General features: G+C 40.3%; 16 protein-coding genes and 1 pseudogene. 7 read left to right on the top strand and 10 right to left on the bottom strand.

Translation table 11 applies throughout. The features are described from left to right. Nucleotides 1-121: 121 nt before the first annotated feature. From GTQ43_RS22385 to GTQ43_RS22375, 3 genes are all read left to right on the top strand, one after another. Nucleotides 122-1,693, top strand: a complete 1,572-nt coding sequence (locus GTQ43_RS22385) for an NB-ARC domain-containing protein (RefSeq protein ID WP_265274942.1) — start codon at nt 122-124, stop codon at nt 1,691-1,693. A 120-nt stretch (nt 1,694-1,813) separates the two neighbouring features. Then, complete coding sequence (locus tag GTQ43_RS22380; protein ID WP_265274941.1) at nt 1,814-2,716, top strand: serine/threonine-protein kinase; 903 nt, start codon at nt 1,814-1,816, stop codon at nt 2,714-2,716. Between the two features lie 18 nt (nt 2,717-2,734). Beyond that, entirely contained in the window at nt 2,735-4,489 is a 1,755-nt protein-coding gene (locus GTQ43_RS22375; RefSeq protein ID WP_265274940.1) for a serine/threonine-protein kinase, read from the top strand. Between the two features lie 173 nt (nt 4,490-4,662). On the opposite strand, the gene GTQ43_RS22370 is transcribed toward GTQ43_RS22375, so the two are convergent. Beyond that, the gene (locus GTQ43_RS22370) at nt 4,663-6,402 is read right to left on the bottom strand and encodes a diflavin flavoprotein (RefSeq protein WP_265274939.1); all 1,740 of its coding nucleotides are present in this window, start codon (nt 6,400-6,402) and stop codon (nt 4,663-4,665) included. Between the two features lie 185 nt (nt 6,403-6,587). Further along, nucleotides 6,588-8,312, bottom strand: a complete 1,725-nt coding sequence (locus tag GTQ43_RS22365; RefSeq protein ID WP_265274938.1) for a diflavin flavoprotein — start codon at nt 8,310-8,312, stop codon at nt 6,588-6,590. A 134-nt stretch (nt 8,313-8,446) separates the two neighbouring features. Here GTQ43_RS22365 and GTQ43_RS22360 point away from each other — a divergent pair, with 134 nt between their 5' ends. From GTQ43_RS22360 to GTQ43_RS22350, 3 genes and pseudogenes are all read left to right on the top strand, one after another. Next, a complete protein-coding gene (locus tag GTQ43_RS22360; RefSeq protein ID WP_265274937.1) occupies nt 8,447-9,256 on the top strand; it encodes a pantothenate kinase in 810 nt (269 codons plus the stop codon). Nucleotides 9,257-9,367: 111 nt separating this feature from the next. Then, a complete protein-coding gene (locus GTQ43_RS22355) occupies nt 9,368-9,793 on the top strand; it encodes a hypothetical protein (protein WP_265274936.1) in 426 nt (141 codons plus the stop codon). An 8-nt stretch (nt 9,794-9,801) separates the two neighbouring features. Beyond that, nucleotides 9,802-10,265: pseudogene (locus tag GTQ43_RS22350) on the top strand (type II toxin-antitoxin system VapC family toxin). 60 nt (nt 10,266-10,325) lie between these two features. On the opposite strand, the gene GTQ43_RS22345 reads toward GTQ43_RS22350, so the two are convergent. Further along, nucleotides 10,326-11,144 carry an alpha/beta fold hydrolase gene (locus tag GTQ43_RS22345; protein ID WP_265274934.1) on the bottom strand — a complete coding sequence of 273 codons (819 nt, stop codon included), beginning with the start codon at nt 11,142-11,144 and terminating at the stop codon, nt 10,326-10,328. Between the two features lie 188 nt (nt 11,145-11,332). Further along, on the bottom strand, nt 11,333-11,827 hold the full coding sequence (locus GTQ43_RS22340; protein ID WP_265274933.1) for an NUDIX hydrolase: 495 nt from the start codon (nt 11,825-11,827) through the stop codon (nt 11,333-11,335). 844 nt (nt 11,828-12,671) lie between these two features. Here GTQ43_RS22340 and GTQ43_RS22335 point away from each other — a divergent pair. After that, nucleotides 12,672-12,800: a hypothetical protein gene (locus GTQ43_RS22335; RefSeq protein WP_265276592.1), complete on the top strand. Its 129-nt coding sequence runs from the start codon at nt 12,672-12,674 to the stop codon at nt 12,798-12,800. Nucleotides 12,801-12,915: 115 nt separating this feature from the next. On the opposite strand, the gene argH is transcribed toward GTQ43_RS22335, so the two are convergent. The 6 genes from argH to trmD form a co-directional block, all read right to left on the bottom strand. Continuing rightward, nucleotides 12,916-14,301: an argininosuccinate lyase gene (gene argH / locus GTQ43_RS22330; protein WP_265274931.1), complete on the bottom strand. Its 1,386-nt coding sequence runs from the start codon at nt 14,299-14,301 to the stop codon at nt 12,916-12,918. 96 nt (nt 14,302-14,397) lie between these two features. Beyond that, nucleotides 14,398-14,604 carry a hypothetical protein gene (locus GTQ43_RS22325; protein ID WP_265274930.1) on the bottom strand — a complete coding sequence of 69 codons (207 nt, stop codon included), beginning with the start codon at nt 14,602-14,604 and terminating at the stop codon, nt 14,398-14,400. Between the two features lie 107 nt (nt 14,605-14,711). After that, the gene (gene larB / locus GTQ43_RS22320) at nt 14,712-15,500 is read right to left on the bottom strand and encodes a nickel pincer cofactor biosynthesis protein LarB (protein WP_265274928.1); all 789 of its coding nucleotides are present in this window, start codon (nt 15,498-15,500) and stop codon (nt 14,712-14,714) included. An 80-nt stretch (nt 15,501-15,580) separates the two neighbouring features. After that, entirely contained in the window at nt 15,581-17,362 is a 1,782-nt protein-coding gene (locus GTQ43_RS22315; protein WP_265274927.1) for an ABC transporter substrate-binding protein, read from the bottom strand. A gap of 63 nt (nt 17,363-17,425) precedes the next feature. Further along, nucleotides 17,426-17,911, bottom strand: coding sequence for a 2-C-methyl-D-erythritol 2,4-cyclodiphosphate synthase (gene ispF / locus GTQ43_RS22310; protein ID WP_265274926.1), 486 nt, complete (start codon nt 17,909-17,911; stop codon nt 17,426-17,428). A gap of 48 nt (nt 17,912-17,959) precedes the next feature. Next, nucleotides 17,960-18,718: a tRNA (guanosine(37)-N1)-methyltransferase TrmD gene (gene trmD, locus GTQ43_RS22305; RefSeq protein WP_265274925.1), complete on the bottom strand. Its 759-nt coding sequence runs from the start codon at nt 18,716-18,718 to the stop codon at nt 17,960-17,962. Between the last annotated feature and the right edge of the window lie 3 nt (nt 18,719-18,721).

Raw genomic sequence — 18,721 nt, 5'->3', positions numbered from 1 at the left:
GCACTTAAACATGAGTAAACTGTATGATATATAACAATTTACTTTTGGAAAATTGTGTATTTAGTGTAAATAATGTATTATAGGTAATGAATTCTAAAAATACATGGCAAGTATAAAATAAATGGGCGAGAGTGAATTCACAAAAAAAATTGAGGAACTAACCCCTAAACCAAGACAGGTGTTAATGCTGGTGCTACAGAATTATACAGATAAACAAATCTCAGAAAAAATCGATGCTTCAATAGCCACAGTTCGTAAGCATATCCAAAATATCTGCGATCGCTTTGAGATTCAGCGGGAAGTAAATGGTATAAAAAGGAATAGACGAGGGGATTTGATTGCTTTAGTAGCTCGATACAAACCAGAGTGGGTGAGCGATAGCTTTTCTGCACTCACAAATAACTTTATAACAGCAGACACAGATTTCACTCAAGCAAACACCATACCCTATATGCCCCAAGATGGGGCTGAAAGACCAGATGTTTCCGTTTTTTATGGTAGACAAGAAGAACTGAATAAGCTTAAGGAATGGATTATTGAGAATAAATATCAATTAGTAGCTATTTGGGGAATGGCGGGAATAGGTAAAAGCCTTTTAGCAGCCAAGTTAGTTCATGAGATGGAAGGTAAATTTGATTATATTATCTGGCGATCGCTTTGGGATGCTCCAGCGATCGCTAAGTTCAAGGAAGATTTAATTTTATTTCAAGATTATCGCTGTCTTCTCGTACTAGATAATTGGGATACCATTTTAAAAAAAGGTGATTTTGCTGGGCAGTATGAAGAAAAATATAAGGAATATGGTCAACTTCTAAAACAGTTAGGTAAAGAACATCAACAAAGCTGTTTAGTCATAACCAGTCGAGAAAAACCTAGAGAAATCGCTTTACTTGAAGAAGAAACCGTATCCGTTCGTTCATTACTACTTGAGGGCTTGAAACAAGATGATGCTAAAGCAATATTGAAAGCAAAAAAATTGACTGGAGAGAGAAAATGGTCAACACTAATTCACGTATATCGAGGTAATCCCTTAGCCTTAAAAATTATTTCTACAACGATTAAAGAGTTATTCGGAGGTGATGTTTCAGCATTTATTGAGCAAAGCTTGTCGGCAGTGTTTATGGATATAAGTGACCTAATAAAAAAACAATTTGAGCGTTTAACAGATTTAGAAAAAGATATTATGTACTGGCTGGCAATTGAACAAGATTCAAGCTTCAAAGATGATATTCCTTATTTAGAAGCAATTGCTGAAAATTCGGAATCAGTTTCACTAACAAAATTGCAAAATGCTTCTTTGTTAGTATCCCCTTCCGACTTTTTAAATGCTCTTAATTCTTTAGCCAAACGAGATTTAATCGAAAAAGGTAAAGCAACTTATACCCTTCAACCAGCAGTATGGGAGTACGTTAGAAATAAATTTACTGAAGAGGTTTGTCAAGAAATTCAGACCTTTAGCAAAACTCATAAACTTAACCTACTTAAGAGCCACGCTTTGAAAAAATCTTTAGATGCAAATCTCAAAGAAGCTCATAAAAACCATATTCTTACTTTAATTCAGAATAGGTTATATCTCGAAGGAAATTTTCAAGAATCACTAGATGCTATCAAAGAAATGGTGCAAGGTAAATCACAGCTAGAGATTGGTTATGCAGCAGAAAACATAGAAAATCTCCTAACAGCATTTCAATAATTGTAACAATTAAGGTTACACCACCTTACCTTGCAACTAATGATAAAGCTCCCTCTTTTTCTATAAAAAATAGAAAGATTTACAGATACTCACGATTTAGTACTGATTTAGATTAAGAAAATGGCTAAATATAGTGTGGGAGATTTTATGACTCTCGAAAGAGGACAAGAAATAAGAGGACGCTACAAAATTGTTCGAGAATTAAAAAAAGGTGGTCAAGGTCAAACCTATTTAGCGGAGGATGGAAATCAAGAAGATCCCAGTGAAAAACAGTGTGTAATTAAACAACTAAATCAGAGGGACTTTACTACCACCTTAGCTTTGTCAACAGCAAGAACGCGCTTTGAGAAAGAAGCAAAAACTTTAGAAAAATTAGGTAGTCATCCTCAAATACCCACACTTATTGATTATTTTGAAGAGGAACGAGAACTATATTTAGTTCAAGAATATATTGAGGGTTTTGATCTGAAACAGAAACTAGACAATAGTAACCCTTGGAGAGAACAAGATGTTATTAGTATGTTAAAGGATATTTTACCAACCCTAACATATATTCATGAAGAAAGAATCATCCATAGAGATATCAAACCATCAAATTTAGTCATACAAGAGCATGATAATAAAATATTTGTGATTGATTTTGGGATAGTGAAAGAACTCAACGAATTGCTAACAACAAGTTTGACACTTCCAGGTCAGTCCCCCGGTACAAGTATATATATGGCACCAGAACACAGGATAGGGAACCCATGCTATGCGAGCGATCTTTATTCATTGGGATTAGTTGCAATTGAAGCTTTAATTGAAGAATATTTACCCCCTATTTTGCAGACAGGTGAAGTCATTTGGAATCAGGAAAATATTAGCAAAGATTTAGCTAATATCTTAAACAAAATGGTGCATCATTCAGTAGAACATCGTTACAAATCTGCACAAGAGGTTTTTGATCATCTCAGAAATATTCCTCTACAAACTTCTAGTATTCTTCATGGGAAATATAAAATTAAGTGCAAAATTAATTAGTTAAATAAAGGAGAACTTATGGATGAAATCAAGTGTCGTCAGACTTACATTGTCACAGACGAACAATTACAAAATAAACCAGAACATATCCTCAAGCATTTAAAGACAAGAAATTGCAATCAAATAGTAATCAAACAGGCAATTAATTGCTTTAATACAGAAATTGAAAAGTTAAAAAAGTTGGATCATAGTCAATGTAAAGTGGCACAAATTATCGAATCATTTGAAGAACAACAGGAATTCTATATAGTTTCTGAATTTATTATTGGACAAAATTTAAATACCGAGATTAAAACCAATAACCCTTGGAATGAAGAACAAGTGATAGATTTATTACAACAGGTTTTAGAGATATTAAAGTATATTCATCAAGAGGATGTTAAACACTTTAATATTAAACCTTCCAATTTAGTAAAGCAAAGTAGTGATGGCAAGATATTTTTAATTGATTTTGGAGGAGTTAATGAAATATCTACTTTAAGTTTTAACAATCAAACACAAATAGTCTCAAAACAACCAGTAGGCACTAAAGGCTATATGCCACCTGAACAAGAAAAGGGCCTCCCGTTGTACTCAAATTGTGATTTATATGCTTTAGGAATGACGGCAATTCAAGCTTTAACTGGAGTTTCACCAGATGAAATTAAGAAGAATCCACAAACAAATAAAGTTGTTTGGCCAAATAAGAGCCAAATCAATCAAAAGCTAACACAAATTTTAGATAAGATGGTACATGCTGACTTCAGAGAACGCTATCAGTCAGCCGATGAAGTATTAAAAGATTTGTCTCAAATAAGAGCCATGCCTCGAACCAAAAATATAGAAAAAGTATTGCTTATATTACCAAATATTCTATTTGTAATAGTTATTATCTTTTTGGTATGGGATAAAGATCGCGAGAAACATAACGTAATTTCTCCCAGAGATCCAAAACTAGATCAGGCTATTTCACAGTCATTTCCTCCAACTATTTTACAGCCATCTCCCATAACAACTATTAAACCATCTCAAGCTGCATTATCAGACGAAGAGTTAAATAATACAGATATTAGAATTGCTGGCTCTAATAGCATGGCAAGAATTAAGGCGATTATCAAAAATAGCTTTGAGAAAAAGTATAAGAAGTCTAGGATAGTCCTAGTTCCTGGAAGTTCTGGTGAGGGAATTAATGCTGTTGAAAAAAGCGACGCAGATATTGCAGCTTCTTCTCGTCCTTTAACTACTGAAGAACAAAATAAAAATAGTTTGGTATCAGAACCTATAGCAGACGATAGGCTGGTATTTGTGACTGGAATAAATAATCCCTATGAAAAGGGATTTAGCCAAAATGAAATCCGAAAGATTTTAGTATGTAATATCACTAATTGGTCTGCTTTTGGAGGAGCAAAAAAAACCATTAGAGTGATTATGAAACCGTTAGATAGCGGTACTACTACAAGTGTGAAAGATATTGTGCTAAATGGGGAAAATTTTTGCCATCAGCCTAGTTTTAAAATATTACCAAAAGATAATGACACTCAGCTTTTGGTTCCAGAATTAGGAACTGATGGGATTGGTTATGCTAGTTCCCTGAATATAGCAAACCACCAAACTGTTACGGTTCAACGAATTGACGGATATAAGTGGAATGACAAAAATTACCCCTACATACGCAAGTTGTTTTTTGTTTACAAATCCCCGTTTAGCCCAAAAGTTGAGGCATTTAGGAAATATCTAAAGTCTCCAGAAGTACAAGAAGAAATTAAGAATATAACAAATGTAACGGAACCTTGATTGTAAGGCTCGTTTGCAGGATTTATTTTAATGTCTGTTCTATAGATTCTGAAGAACCAGTTTTGTTTAGTTCTCTAAAGAAGAGTGGCGATTAAAGATTGAGGAAGTGGGGGATAGAAGAAGAATAAGCATACCCAATGCCCAATACCCCATTCCCCATTCCCCATTTCCAATTAATAATGAGTTGCCGACTTACGATGATGCACAGCTGTAACACCATCTTGATTTAGCACTTTGCCATTCTCAACAGTTGCATAAACCAGCCAATGGTCGCCAGATTCCATCCGGTTTTGCACGGAACATTCCAGATATGCTAAGGCATCAGTAAGTATGGGAGAACCGTTTTCAGCAACTTCTGCGGCGACATCGGCAAATCTATCTTGTCCTGGGCCAAAGGGTTTGAGGAAGTGCTTCATTAATCCTAAATGATTCCCTTCTTTAAGGATATTGAGGACAAATTTGTTTCCTGTATGCGTCAGTGTTTCTACTGCGCGTTCTTTAGCGACGGCTATGGTTAAACCAGGGGGATTAAAGCTAGCTTGAGCTACCCAAGAGGCTAACATGGCACTAGAGCGATCGCCTTCTTTGGCTGTCAGAACGCACAAAGAACCGACAATGCGCCCAACTGCTTGTTCTACAGTAGTAGCAGGAAGACTTTGCGATAGCGAAGCGCTGCTGCGAAGCGCAGATCGCACTTTTCTCGCTTTTTTCAATGCTTGGGCAAAGTCAGTTCCAGCTTCTTCACACAATTGTAAGGTGGCATCGTCGGGTTTGAATTTGATGCGGATGGTATCAAAACCAAACCGATAGCCAGCATCTTTTAATTTACCTTCAATTAAATCAACCGCTTCCCCACTCCAGCCAAAGGAACCAAAGACACCAGCGAGTTTATTGTTCGTTGCGGTGGATAACACAATTCCTAAAGCTGTTTGCACGGGTGTGGGTGCATGACCGCCGAGGGTAGGAGAACCCATGATGAAACCGTCGGCTTTTTCCACAGCCGCCCGAATTTCTTCTGGTTCGGTAAATTCGCAGTTAATCGATTCTACAGCAACACCAGCTTTGGTGATCCCACGAGCGATCGCTTGGGCTAAGGTTGCTGTATTTCCATAAGCTGATGCATAAATTAACGCTACTGTCAAGTCAGCAGAAGTTTGCTGTTGACTCCATTCCCGATAAGCCTTGGTTAATTCGATTAAGCCATAGCGCACCAAAGGCCCGTGTCCAGTGGCATACATTCGCACGGGAAAATCCGCTAGTTTATCCAACGCTGTTTCTACTTGACGAGCATGGGGAGCCATTAGGCAATCAAAATAATAGCGCCGATCTTCGTTATATACTTCCCAGCCTTCATCAAATACCTGATCTCCACAAAAATGCGCCCCAAATAACTTATCTGTGTACAGAACTTCTGTTTGCGGATCGTAGGTGCAAAGTTGATCTGCATAGCGCGGGTTAGGGGTGGGAATAAATTGTAAATTATGCCCGTTGCCCAAATCTAGGGTTTCTTCGCCCCGCATAACCAGAATTTGCAAATCTTGATTTTCCAGCGCCCCACGTAAATTTATCGCCCCTGGATTAGAACACACAAAGGTGATTTGCGGGGCAATTTCTAACAAAGCTTTTAAAGTTGTAGCGCGGTTAGGATTTACGTGTCCCAAAATTACATAATCTAAGTCTTCAAAATGGAAACGCTGCCGCAAAGCTTCTAAATAAATTTCTGTAAACGTTTCCCCTGGAGGGTCAATGATGGCAGTTTTATCGCTTTCAATTAAATAAGAATTAGCAGTTGTACCTTTGGCAAGAGCGTATTCAATTTCAAATCTGAGCCTTGACCAACTGCGCGATCGCAGTATTCTTGTATCTGTAGCTATTGGATAAATTTGAACATCACGAGGTTTATTTTTTGACATAGCTGATAAGGGAGTTAGGAGTTAGGAGTTAGGAGTTAGGGGTTTGGAGTTTGGGGTTTGGAGTTGAAGAAAATCGTTAATCTAAATCTTTTAACTTCCGTTGTGCAGACGATATTTTTTGTTAAACTCGTCCCTACAACTCCTAATTTTTAACTTCTAACTCTTAACTCCTAACTCCTAATTTTTTAGTAGTGGTTTCCAACTTTGCGGTGATGCACAGCAGTTAAAGCATCTGGTTTAGAAACTCGTCCGGCGTAGACAGTGCTGTATACTGCCCAATGATCGCCGCAATCCATTCTACTGATGACTTCACACTCCATGTACGCGAGGGCATCGTTGAGGATCGGCGCACCATTTTCGGCTGGCTGAGTTCTCACACCTTCAAAGCGATCGGCACCAGGGGCGAATCGTTTCAAAAAGTGCTTCATTAGTGGTTGAAAATTGCCTTCTTCTAGGATATTGAGAACAAAGCGATCGCCTACTTGCATGAGTGATTCAATTGCCCGATCTTTGGCGACGGCAATGGAAAATCCCAAGGGTTTAAAGCTAGTTTGAGCAACCCAAGAAGCTAACATGGCGCTGGAAACATCGCCTTTTTTGGCAGTAATAATATACAGTCCACCACTGAGTCTACCTAATGCTTTATCTAAGTCAGCACCAAGGGATTTCATGGCTTTGATGCTGCGATCGCGTGTTACCCATTGAGCTAAGTCTGTACCTGCCTCTTCACACAGCTTGTAGGTATTTTCTGTAGGCGCTTCTTTAATCCGAATCGCTGGAAAAACTGTTGTCAAACCCAAATTACGGAATTTACTCACTAAAGGATCTATCGGCTCATCATCGCCACCGCCACTTTCAAACACGCCAATGGCTTGCTTTTCTTTGGCAGATCCTAAAACTGTGCTAAGTGCAGATTGGATACTTGCAGCCCCAGAAGCTGGAGGTAAGCCAACAATTAGCCCTGCACATCGGCTAACAAGTTCCCGCAGTTCTTGTAAATCGACTTCCGATCCCAAATCGACAATTTCCACGGCGACACCGGTTTTACCGATACCGTTGGCAATTGCTTGGGCGAGGCGATCGCTATATCCGTATTCGGAAACGTAAAATATCCCAATTATGGTTTCTGGTTTGGTTTGGGTTTGACTCCAGGTGCGGTAACGTCCAACTAATTCCTCAACATTGTGAGATAATAGTGGCCCATGTCCTGTGGCAATCATATCGATGGTTTTCAACTCCGCCATCCGCTTCAGGGCAGACAAAACCGACCGAGCATTTGGCCCCATCAAGCAATCGTAGTAGTAATGAAAGTCTTCTTCGATCGCTGCCAAGTCTTCATCAAAGGTACTATCTGAGCAATAGTGCAACCCGAAAGCATCGCAGGTGTAGAGAGTTTTGGTTTTGTGGTCGAAGCTGAAAATGGTATCTGGCCAATGTAAATTGGGGGCAATTACGAATTCAAATTCGTGTCCGTTGCCCAAATCTAAGCGATCGCCATTTTTCACAATCCGCCGCTTGAATGGCTGATGGACGAAATCTTCAAGAAACTGAATCGCCACTTTAGAACCGACAACGGTAATTTCTGGAGCCATAAGCAACAAATCTTTAACCAAACCGCTATGGTCTGGCTCAGTATGGCTGATGATTAAATAATCAATATTTGTTGGGTTAATTAGTCCGGTCAGCGTATCAAAATATAGTTGGCGAAACTTTTCGTGAGAGGTATCAACTAAAGCTGTCTGCTCTCCACGGATGAGAAACGAATTATAAGTAGTACCGTTTTGCAAACCAAACTCAATATCGAAGCGATCGCGATCCCAGTCCAAAGAGCGAATAGCCGTCGTCTCTTGACCGATTTCTACAGTCTGTATAGTGAGCCGTTTTTCAATTTTTTCGGTGAGCGCTACCATAACTCCCTCCTTAATACAATGAGTATTTCTTCCTCTTCTTTTATTGTGACACGGGATGAATGTTAATTTTTATTAAAAAATCTATCACTGGCTTAAAAAAGTTAAAAGTGTGAAACCGTCGGGGGATTAGGGAGATGAGGGGGATTTGGCTAGCCTTGGAAATTGGAAATTCCCGGTTGCATTGGGCATTGTTTACTGGTGAGACGCTTTATTCAGCGTGGGATACTGACTATCTTCCTGAGTCTGTTATACAACAGTTAGCTGAATCTAAAACACTAAATAATTTCCTCCTGGTTATTTCTCCCCCATCTCCCCCATCTCCCCCATCTCCCCCATCTCCCCCATCTCCCCCTCCCTTGCTCATCGCCTCCGTAGTTCCCAGTCAAACTGCTATTTGGCAAACTTACCCAAATACTCATGTTATTACATTAGACCAAGTACCACTAAAAGGTGTTTATCCCACACTAGGAATTGACCGCGCTTTAGCTTTGTGGGGAGCGGGGAAAACGTGGGGTTTTCCAATGTTGGTAATTGATGCTGGAACAGCGCTAACTTTTACAGCTGCCGATGCTAATGAGTGTCTAGTTGGAGGTGCAATTCTGCCGGGATTAGGTTTGCAATTTGCAAGTCTCGGTCAACAAACAGGACAATTACCATTAGTAGAAATAGAAAATTTTCCGTTATTACCACCACGTTTTGCACTTAATACTACAGACGCAATTCAAAGTGGAGTTATTTACACATTAATAGCTGGAATTAAAGATTTTGTTGAAGCATGGTGGAATTTATTTACTGATGGAAAGATTGCGATTAAAGGGGGCGATCGCACTTTATTGTTAAACCATCTCCAAGCCTTGTATCCTAAAATTTCAGCGCATTTAATTGTGGAACCAAATTTAATTTTTTGGGGAATGCGGGAAATAGTAATGGAGAATAAAAAATAGGAATCAGAATTTTACGGACAAGAGACAAGCCAAAACTCAGATAGCATAAAATTAAAAGAGAAGTTTACCCCTAAATAAGCTATACCCAAAACTTTACAGCTAGATGCAATTATGCAGCAATTAGATGCCCTTTCTTTAGCAGAATTGCTAGCAATTAGGGCAAGAGTCGATGCCTTGATTGAGGGAAAATCGTTGCCATTAGGTAAAGGTCAACCACCTTTGTTTAGTTGGCGTAAGGTTCAGATACCTGAAACTACTGTATATAGTGGGAGTTTTAGCAGACTTACATTCGTTCATAATGAGAATAACGACGTAGACATCCTTGCTACACTTGCAACAAATCCCTTGCCAACCTGGTTACGAAAATTAAGGCAAAATAAACCTGCCCAATTTTCTGAATCAGAAGCAAAAGTGGATGATACTCTAGAAAAAGTAATCAGATTGGTTGACGAATGGATGGCTGATGAATCGGAATATGATGAACAAACATATCCACAGATTGAGACAGGCTTAAATCAAAATCGGATGTCAGTGTAAAAACACAGATGAGTAGAGCCGTATTGCTAGACACTCATCCTTTGAGTTAAGTAACACATCCAAAAGTAAACCCAAAAGTCCAACAGTGGTTGCGATCCTAGGGAAAATTGAAACTGTTATACGTGTGCCAGAAATAGCCGATTATGAGCTGCGGTGTGAACTATTGAGACAAGGAAAACAAAAAAGTATAGACCGCCTCAACAAACTTAGCCAAATTTGTCTCATACCACTGACTCCTGAAACTATGCAAAAAGCAGCCGAACTTTGGGCATGGGTACGAAACCAGGGAAAGCCAACGGCGAATAATGAAAGTTTGGATGGTGATGTAATTCTTGCTGCTCAAGCAATTATCCAATTGAAGAGTTTTGATGAGGTCATAGTTATGACAACAAACTTAAAACACATATCGCGGTTTGAGAGCGAAGGAATATGTGTACTAGATTGGCAGTTAACTCTAAATGACCTAGTTTAATGAATTGAAATTATAGCTTTTTTCAAATACGTAACTTGCATTTCTGCAATTACCAATACCCTATGCCCAATTCCCTTTAATAAAGTCTCGAATCTCAATCGCTACAACCCCAGCACAAGATTCTGGTAAATCATTTCCGGCATGGGAAATCATTTTCAACTCAACTTTTGGCATCAGTTGAGCATAAACCCGACTCTTGGCTAAAGCATCTGGTGTATCTTGGCCACCTTGTAAAATAAAAACTGGCACATCTATCATGTAAAGCCGCTTTTGCACTAATTCTGTGTCAATTTCTGCTTGTCGCCGTTTGAAAAGTAACTGGCAACCTCTGGGATAAGGCAATAGCGACTGACGCAGCTGCAAGTCTTGGGTAATTTTTTCATGCCAACCCAGCATTTTAGTTAAAGGAATTAGCGATCGCAACATTTTAACTATTACTGGTGGATAATTCAATAATCGCCGCATCTTCTGGCAATACTCTGCAAGTCCAGCTATCTCTACACCCTCTGGTGCAAGGAGTACCAAACCCTCAACTTTCTCTGGATACTTTAAAGCATAGCTAGCAGCAATCCAACCCCCAAGAGAATGCCCTACTAAATATACTTTTTCTAACTTAACAGCTTGCAAAAATTCAGCTAAACACTCTACTTGTAAATCTATCGAATGGTGGATATTCGGATTTTCCGACTCACCAAATCCTAATAAATCAGGTGCAAAGCAATGAAAATCTTGTGCAAGGGACTCCATCACAGATAACCATTGACTGCTCTCATTCCAAGCACCATGTAAAAAAATTATAGGAGTTTTTTCACCGACTTCACGCCAAAATATCAGCCCTTGCGAGAGCTTTATCCGGGAGTTACGGAATAGTGTATCCATTTTAATTTAGTAATTAGCTTTCAGCACCATAATAAATAGTCATTGGTCGTTGGTCATTAGTTATTAGTTTTGGATAAATAATTTCGCTTAGAGTCTCAAATAGAGGTTTCTTGAGCTAAGAGCAGAACTTTAGCGGTAAATGACTGATGACCAATGACCGATGACCAATAACTAATGACAAAACATTATTATGCCAACGTTGTCAGTCCCTTCAAGTAGTCTTGTAACTGCCGAGTATGATCGTGAGCCATTTGTCCCGAAGGTAGGAAATTGGGAGAAAAAGCTTGGATTTCCATAACTTCTAAAGTATCCTGAATTTCCATTGTCCCATGTACCTCGGCTTCAACCACAATACAAATTGAGTGGATTCTAGGATCGCGGTCTGGTGCGGAGTAAACTCCCACCAAACGGTTAATTTTCACCAATTCTAGCCCGGTTTCCTCAATCAATTCCCGGCGGACTGTATTAGGAATATCTTCTCCCCAATCTACTATCCCTCCAGGCAATGCCCAAAGACCATCATCACGCCGCCGGATCAGTACTATGCGACCATCGGGTAAAATTGGAATGATACTAGTGCCAGTAATGGGATGACGGAATATGATACCCAATACTGTTTGTCCAATACGCCATAAGCTACGGGTGGACTGCACAGCTGCCGGAAAAAAAGCAATAACGTTCAATCTTCAAAATTTATATGTTGTATTCTATATTTCTCTACCACTTACGCAAACTCAACTCTCAAAATTTTCGTTGAGTTTTGTTTTATACAAAAATGTTTGTGGCTTGAGATTTTATTCTCACGATTTACGTAGAATATTATTAATGTTAACATTAAGTTTCAATAGAAGCACTGTATTCATATATACAGGAGATTTATTAAATCAGAAAACTTTTCAGTTTAGAGCTAGTATTAGTCTTGCTAAAACCAGTTATCACGAATAGTTTTTCAGCACAAATTCAAAAAATTAATCTGAATAATAAGGTATGGTGTATAAATCATAATTAAAAATAAATAATTAAGTTGGGTTTGAGACGACCACCTAATTCTTGATAATATTGATTGGTTTGTTCCAATAACAACAAATATAGCGCTTCTCGAATGGAAGCAATACACTTTGACCCCTCTCCTTTTAGGAGAGAGGCTTTGAATCTTACTCCCCAACACTATTAGGGAAGGGGCTGTTCTTGTTAGGTCTGTATTCTATCTATGCAATTCAGAACCGCTATAGTTAGCTAACTTATATCTCTATTAAGGTATTTGAATCTAATAACAGGTATTTTTCATCTAGCTGTTAAGGACATAATTCTAAATTTTTATTGACAAAACAAGGTAAAATGCGGTAGACTAGCACACTGTTCAAAGCGTATTTATTGCTGCACTAGGCTACAAGTATATCAATAACATTGGTAGCTAATATTGCCTATGTGATGCCTAGTTGCTACTTTTTTGTTGTTTATTTAATGAGGTGAACATGGCCAAGCGCCGTAACCCGAAAAAAGAAAAGGCGCTACGGAACCAGGCGTATGCCAGAAAGTTTCGTAAACGAACTACGACAGGAAGAATGCAGAGAAGGTTCCAACAAAGACCACCGAAGAGTGAAGAAGAAGAAGGCGCAGCAACAGCAGCTGACACTGACTAAGCTGACTGCTTAAATCCTTTTTATTTAGATTATTTATTTTTTAGGGCGTACATTTGTACGCCTTTATTTATTTTTGGGCATTGGGAATTGGGTTATTCTCATTCTCTCCCTCATCCTCCCCATTCCCCCTATCGATCGATTTGAGCGCGGGCGGCTATGAGTGCTTTGCTAACCTGTATAAAGCCAGTACCACCATGACTGTTGCGGGCTGCCACAACTTGACGAGGGGATATCGCCTCATAAATATCTGCTGCAAATGCCGGATGTAGTTGTTGCCACTCTGACAATTTCAAATCTTTCAGGAGTTTACCTGCGGCAATACTAGTTTTTACTACCTTACCCACAAGGTTATAAGCTTCCCGGAAAGGAACGCCCCGGGCTGCAAGATAATCTGCTACATCGGTAGCGTTGGAAAAATCTTCGGTTACGGCTTCTGCTAAACGCTGGGTACGAAATTCTAAACCCTCCCTGAGCAAAATTGTCATTGCTTCTAGAGAGGCTTTGACTGTCTTAACGCTATCAAATAGACCTTCTTTGTCTTCTTGCAGGTCTTTGTTATATGCCAAGGGTAGCCCTTTCATAATGACTAACATTGCCTGGAGATGACCAAATACACGCCCTGTTTTTCCCCGCACCAGTTCTGGTACATCAGGATTTTTCTTTTGGGGCATGATGCTGGAACCTGTGGCACAGCTATCTTTGAGGGTGACAAAACGGAATTCTTCAGATGACCAAAGAATGACTTCTTCTGCAAGGCGGCTGAGGTGAACCATAATCAAGCTAGCAGCACACAAGAATTCGATCGCAAAATCGCGATCGCTCACTCCATCGAGACTATTAGCATAAATATCGTCAAAATCCAATAGTTTGGCTGTGTAGTGGCGATCAATAGGGAAAGTAGTTCCCGCTAAAGCACCGCATCCCAAGGGTGAGATATTGACGCGGCGAGAAACATCTCCTAAACGTTCCCAGTCACGTTGCGCCATTTGAAAGTATGCCAAGAGGTGATGAGCTAAACTCACTGGTTGGGCGCGTTGTAGGTGTGTATAGCCTGGGATCAAGGTTTCAACGTGTTTTTCGGCTATATCCAGTAGAACACCTTGGAATTCTCGCAATTCGCTTTTGATTTGCTGGATTTGATCGCGGAGATAGAGTCTAGTATCAGTACCAACTTGGTCATTCCGCGATCGCGCCGTATGAAGTTTTTTACCCACATCGCCGACAATTTCTGTCAGTCGTTTTTCCACTGCAAAATGTACATCCTCAGCATCAACACCAGGCTGAAATTTACCCTGGCGGTACTCTTGGCGAATTTCTTCTAAACCTGCAACCAGTTGCTCACCTTCTTCTGAGGAGATAATGCCCGTGTGAGCTAGCATTTTGGCATGAGCTTGAGAACCAGTCAGATCGTATTCTATTAATTCAATATCAAAACCTATGCTGGCATTAAAACGAGCGATCGCTGGATGCAATGCTGATTCAAACCTCTGGCTCCAAGTTTGTTCTTTGGTCATAAATATCAAGGGAGTGGGGGAGAGTTAAGAGTTAAGAGTGAGGAGTTATGAGTTTCTGACTCCTAACTTCTCACTCTTAACTCCTAACTTTTAAATTTAACCGTAGCTAGTTAAATTCCGAATCATATAGCCAATGATTACACCAATCAACAATGCCCACACTTGACCTGTCTGTATAAAGTGGCTCCAAGCTTTTTGCATCTGATCCAGAACGTTTGGATCGGTAATTGTTTGTGCTAATGCCGTCAATTTTACAGGCAAGTGCCAATATAACTGAGATATAAAATCGCTGTAATGGCTCATATTTGCTGATTAAGAGGTTGAGGGTGGCAAATTTCAGGATCGGTTTATTTTTCAGAAAAATTACTGATAATATCCTGAAATCTTGGGTATAACTTTAATGTCTTAACTCAAGATCCAGCCGATGCCAACCGCAATTTCTCGGCAGTTCGCAAAATTTGTCCCGCCAACACTGCGGCACCAAAACCATTATCGATATTTACTACGCCGACTCCCGCAGCACAAGAGTTGAGCATTGTCAATAAAGGTGCTAATCCACCAAAACTTGCGCCATAACCGATGCTGGTGGGTACGGCAATTACAGGACAACTTGCTAAACCCGCAACAACGCTGGGTAAAGCGCCTTCCATCCCCGCCACGACAATTAAAACCGATGCTGACTCAATCAGGTGGCGATTACTCAGCAAACGGTGAATCCCAGCAACACCAACATCCCAGAGGCGCTGTACCCGAAAACCAGAAAGTTCAGCAGTGACAGCCGCTTCTTCAGCAACGGGTAAATCGGCAGTACCAGCAGAAAGAATGGCAATTTCACCCTGAAATTGTGGTTCGATGGTAGGGGGAGCGATCGCACAAATTCGCGCCGAATCGTAATATCGCAAGCCGCTAACTTTGGATTGCAGTGCGGCATAAACAGCTGGTTCAATGCGAGTCGCCATCACCACCGGGTTGCGGAGGCGCATTACCTCCATAATTTGAGCAATTTGGTCGGGTGTCTTACCAGGCCCCCAAATCACTTCAGGGAAACCAGTTCTTAGCTGCCGATGGTGGTCAATTTTGGCAAACTCACCTACAGACTCATAAGTTAAGTCTTTGAGTGAGTTTAATGCCGTATCTGGCGTAACTTTACCATTAGCAACCGCAACGAGTAGCGATCGCAATGTTTTTTCATCGGTCATTGGTTATTTGTCCTTTGTCCTTTGTTACTTGTCATTCTTCCTCTGTGAATAACCAATGCCCCATTTCCCATACCCAATACCTAATCCGTTACTTTAATTTGTTCAATATTCCAGAATGCGCCGCCAAGGGCAGAGAATTTAATGCCTTCAAAACGATTACGCACTGCTGACATTGAATAAGGATTAACCAGGTAAATAAAAGGTAAATTTTCCTGGGTAATGCGCTGCGTTTCGGCATAAATCGCTTTCACCTTCGCTTCATCTAATTCCCGTGCAGCTTGAATGTAAAGATTCCCAAGTTTCGCTTCCCAAGGAGCAACTTCCCAACCTTCAATCGGCTTTTGTCCTGCTTGGGGTTTCTGATTAAACATGTGTAATCCGCCTTCAGGTGCCCAGACATTAGCACCATCATTCGGTTCTAATCCGCCGGTCAAACCCATTAAAGAAGCTTCCCAATCTAAGGAGTTAGAAACTTTATCAGTAAAAGTATTCCATGCCAAAGGCGTGAAATCAACTTGAATACCGATTTTACTCAAGTCTTGTTTAATCTGCGATCCCATTGCCTCACGGATTTTATTTCCAGCATTGGTAAGCAAAGAGAAACGGACACGATTTCCCTGAGCATCTACTAACTGATTGTTGTTGTACTTAAATCCTGCTTTTAGTAGTAACTCTTTCGCTTTTTGTTGATTATAATCGTAAACTTTTAACCCTTCTTTAGGGGAAAGATAATACGGACTTTGCATAGAAATGGGTGAATCTTGTGCTACACCCAAGCCTCGAAAAGTGTTATTAATCATCGTTTGGCGGTCAATTGCATAAGCTATAGCCTGTCGAAATTGCACGTTATTGAACCATTGAGACTTAACTGGATCGACCAGTGGTTTCCCATTTCTTTTACCTTTGTTGAGATTGAACCAAACAAACGAGGTACTGGATGTTGGCCCACCATTATAAATGGTGAAATGACTCTGCTTTTCTTGCACCTTTAGCAAAGAAAAGTATTCTGGTGATACAGCTACAGTATCTAATCCACCAGAACGAAATTGCAGCAAGGAGGTATCTGTAGATTCCACAATTTGCCAAATTACTCGTTCAATGTAAGGCTGGGAATTGCCTTGAGCATCCTTACGCCAGTAATAGGGATTGCGCCGGAAGGACACACGCTGACTCGTATCGTAGCGCTCTAGTTTGTAAGGGCCGTTGACAATAATTTGGTCGGGAGGAGTATCAACACCCCATTGTGTTAGAAAAATCGGCTTCCCATCTTGGTTTTTTGTTTTTACCGATTTCTCCAATATATGAGCCGGCAAAATTGGAGAACCTGTACTCAGCAAAAAAGGTCTAAAGGGTTCTGGTACGCTAAACTCAACTCGACGTTCATCCACTTTTCGTACAGTAGGTAGCTTTCGACTTTCACCAATTCTCAAGCTATCTCTTACATCTGTAGGAATTGCTTCGTTAAGGTAGATATCGTTATAAGTAAATACCACATCATCTACTGTTAGCGGCTGACCATCAGACCATTTCAACCCTTCGCGAAGGGTAAAAACAATCTTTAGTTTATCATCAGAAATTAGCCAAGATTCAGCTAAGGCTGGCTCGACTTTAGCAGTTATCGGGTTTTGGGTAATTAGCCCCTCGTAGATTAGAGCAAAAACGTTAGGAAACTCTTGGCTGAGAGGATAATTAAAAGTTTTGGGGTCACTGAGAATAGCACTTACCAATTGTGGCACTTTAGCGGATGCACTTTTGAAGTTAGTGGGGTTACATGCGGTAATTATAAGTGCTGTTGCTGAAGTCAGAATTATTGGCAACCAAAAATGTTTAATTGCCACAAATATGGTGCTAAAAAATTTCATAATTTCAAATTTATTTCCATCCTAACCAGTCTTTAATATCTTTATCAAAGGCTAAAACAAAAGTCATTCTGAAGCAAATAGCAAGACAACAGCATAAGCACATATACCTTCTTCGCGTCCAACGGGGCCTAATTTTTCGTTGGTGGTAGCTTTGATACCAATTTGATTTGGTTGTAATTCTAAAACCGCCGCTAGTTTGTCGCGCATATTGTTAATATGCGGTTTTAATTTTGGACGTTCTGCTACTACCACTGAGTCAATATTTCCTATCTCCCAACCTTGATGCCGAATCAGTTGATGTACTTGAGTTAATAGTACTAAACTATCTGCCCCCGCCCATTTAGGATCGCTAGGCGGAAAATAATGACCAATATCCCCCAAAGATAATGCCCCAAGCATGGCATCCATAATCGCGTGCGTTAACACATCAGCGTCACTGTGGCCTAATAAACCCAGTTCATGGGGAATTTGAATTCCACCTAAAATCAAAGCGCGATCGCTCACCAGTTGGTGAATATCGTAGCCGTTACCAATACGAATTTTTGTCATTTGTCATTAGTCATTTGTCATTGGTCATTTTTCAGGAGTTAGAAATGATTATTCTTCCCCTGCTCCCCCTGCTCCCCCTGCTCCCTGCTCCCTGCTCCCTGCCCCCTGCTCCCTGCCCCCTGCCCCCTGCTCCCATTCCTCCAAAAGATCAGGGCGGCGATCGCGGGTTTTTTGAATTTGTTGCTCGTAACGCCACTTAGCGATCGCGGCATGATTTCCACTGAGCAAGACATCAGGCACTTTCAAACCGCGAAAATTGGCAGGACGAGTATATTGGGGATAATCCAATAACCCTTCCTCAAAACTTTCTGCTGTGAGGGACTCGGTTTTGGCCACGGTTCCTGGTATTAGTCGTACTACACCATTAATCAAAGCCATTGCTGGAATTTCCCCGCCAGTCAGAATAAAATCGCCCAAAGATACTTCTCTCGTTACCAAATGCAGCACCCTTTCATCTACTCCTTCGTAATGCCCGCAAATAACTACTAACTGGTCATAATTTGTCACCAATTCTTTCAAAAGAGGTTGATTGATTGTTTCACCCTGTGGACTCATTAAAATTATTTCTCTTCGGGGGAGAATTGGCAGCGACTCCACAGCCGTAAAAATCGGTTCTGGCTTCATTAGCATCCCAACACCGCCGCCGTAGGGTTCATCATCCACCTTTCGGTGCTTGTCAGTGGTAAAGTCCCGTGGATTAACCAGATGCACTTCGGCAATCTGTTTAGCTAAGGCTTTACCCAGTAACCCAGAATTAAGAACAGAGTTAAAACAGTCAGGAAAAAGTGTAACTATATCAAAGCGCACAGT

The organism is Nostoc sp. KVJ3 (assembly GCF_026127265.1).
Classification (GTDB): Bacteria; Cyanobacteriota; Cyanobacteriia; order Cyanobacteriales; family Nostocaceae; genus Nostoc.
Note: the sequence above shows the minus strand (reverse complement) of the source record. Positions and strands in the feature narration are given on the sequence as shown.

Bases quoted from the DNA above. Each gene is read 5' to 3' on its own strand.
- larB (WP_265274928.1), bottom strand. From the start codon at position 15,500: ATGACCGATGAAAAAACATTGCGATCGCTACTCGTTGCGGTTGCTAAT.
- GTQ43_RS22375 (WP_265274940.1), top strand. From the start codon at position 2,735: ATGGATGAAATCAAGTGTCGTCAGACTTACATTGTCACAGACGAACAA.
- GTQ43_RS22385 (WP_265274942.1), top strand. From the start codon at position 122: ATGGGCGAGAGTGAATTCACAAAAAAAATTGAGGAACTAACCCCTAAA.
- GTQ43_RS22380 (WP_265274941.1), top strand. From the start codon at position 1,814: ATGGCTAAATATAGTGTGGGAGATTTTATGACTCTCGAAAGAGGACAA.
- GTQ43_RS22355 (WP_265274936.1), top strand. From the start codon at position 9,368: ATGCAGCAATTAGATGCCCTTTCTTTAGCAGAATTGCTAGCAATTAGG.
- GTQ43_RS22335 (WP_265276592.1), top strand. From the start codon at position 12,672: ATGCCAGAAAGTTTCGTAAACGAACTACGACAGGAAGAATGCAGAGAA.
- GTQ43_RS22370 (WP_265274939.1), bottom strand. From the start codon at position 6,402: ATGTCAAAAAATAAACCTCGTGATGTTCAAATTTATCCAATAGCTACA.
- argH (WP_265274931.1), bottom strand. From the start codon at position 14,301: ATGACCAAAGAACAAACTTGGAGCCAGAGGTTTGAATCAGCATTGCAT.
- GTQ43_RS22365 (WP_265274938.1), bottom strand. From the start codon at position 8,312: ATGGTAGCGCTCACCGAAAAAATTGAAAAACGGCTCACTATACAGACT.
- GTQ43_RS22345 (WP_265274934.1), bottom strand. From the start codon at position 11,144: ATGGATACACTATTCCGTAACTCCCGGATAAAGCTCTCGCAAGGGCTG.
- GTQ43_RS22325 (WP_265274930.1), bottom strand. From the start codon at position 14,604: ATGAGCCATTACAGCGATTTTATATCTCAGTTATATTGGCACTTGCCT.
- GTQ43_RS22315 (WP_265274927.1), bottom strand. From the start codon at position 17,362: ATGAAATTTTTTAGCACCATATTTGTGGCAATTAAACATTTTTGGTTG.
- ispF (WP_265274926.1), bottom strand. From the start codon at position 17,911: ATGACAAAAATTCGTATTGGTAACGGCTACGATATTCACCAACTGGTG.
- GTQ43_RS22360 (WP_265274937.1), top strand. From the start codon at position 8,447: ATGAGGGGGATTTGGCTAGCCTTGGAAATTGGAAATTCCCGGTTGCAT.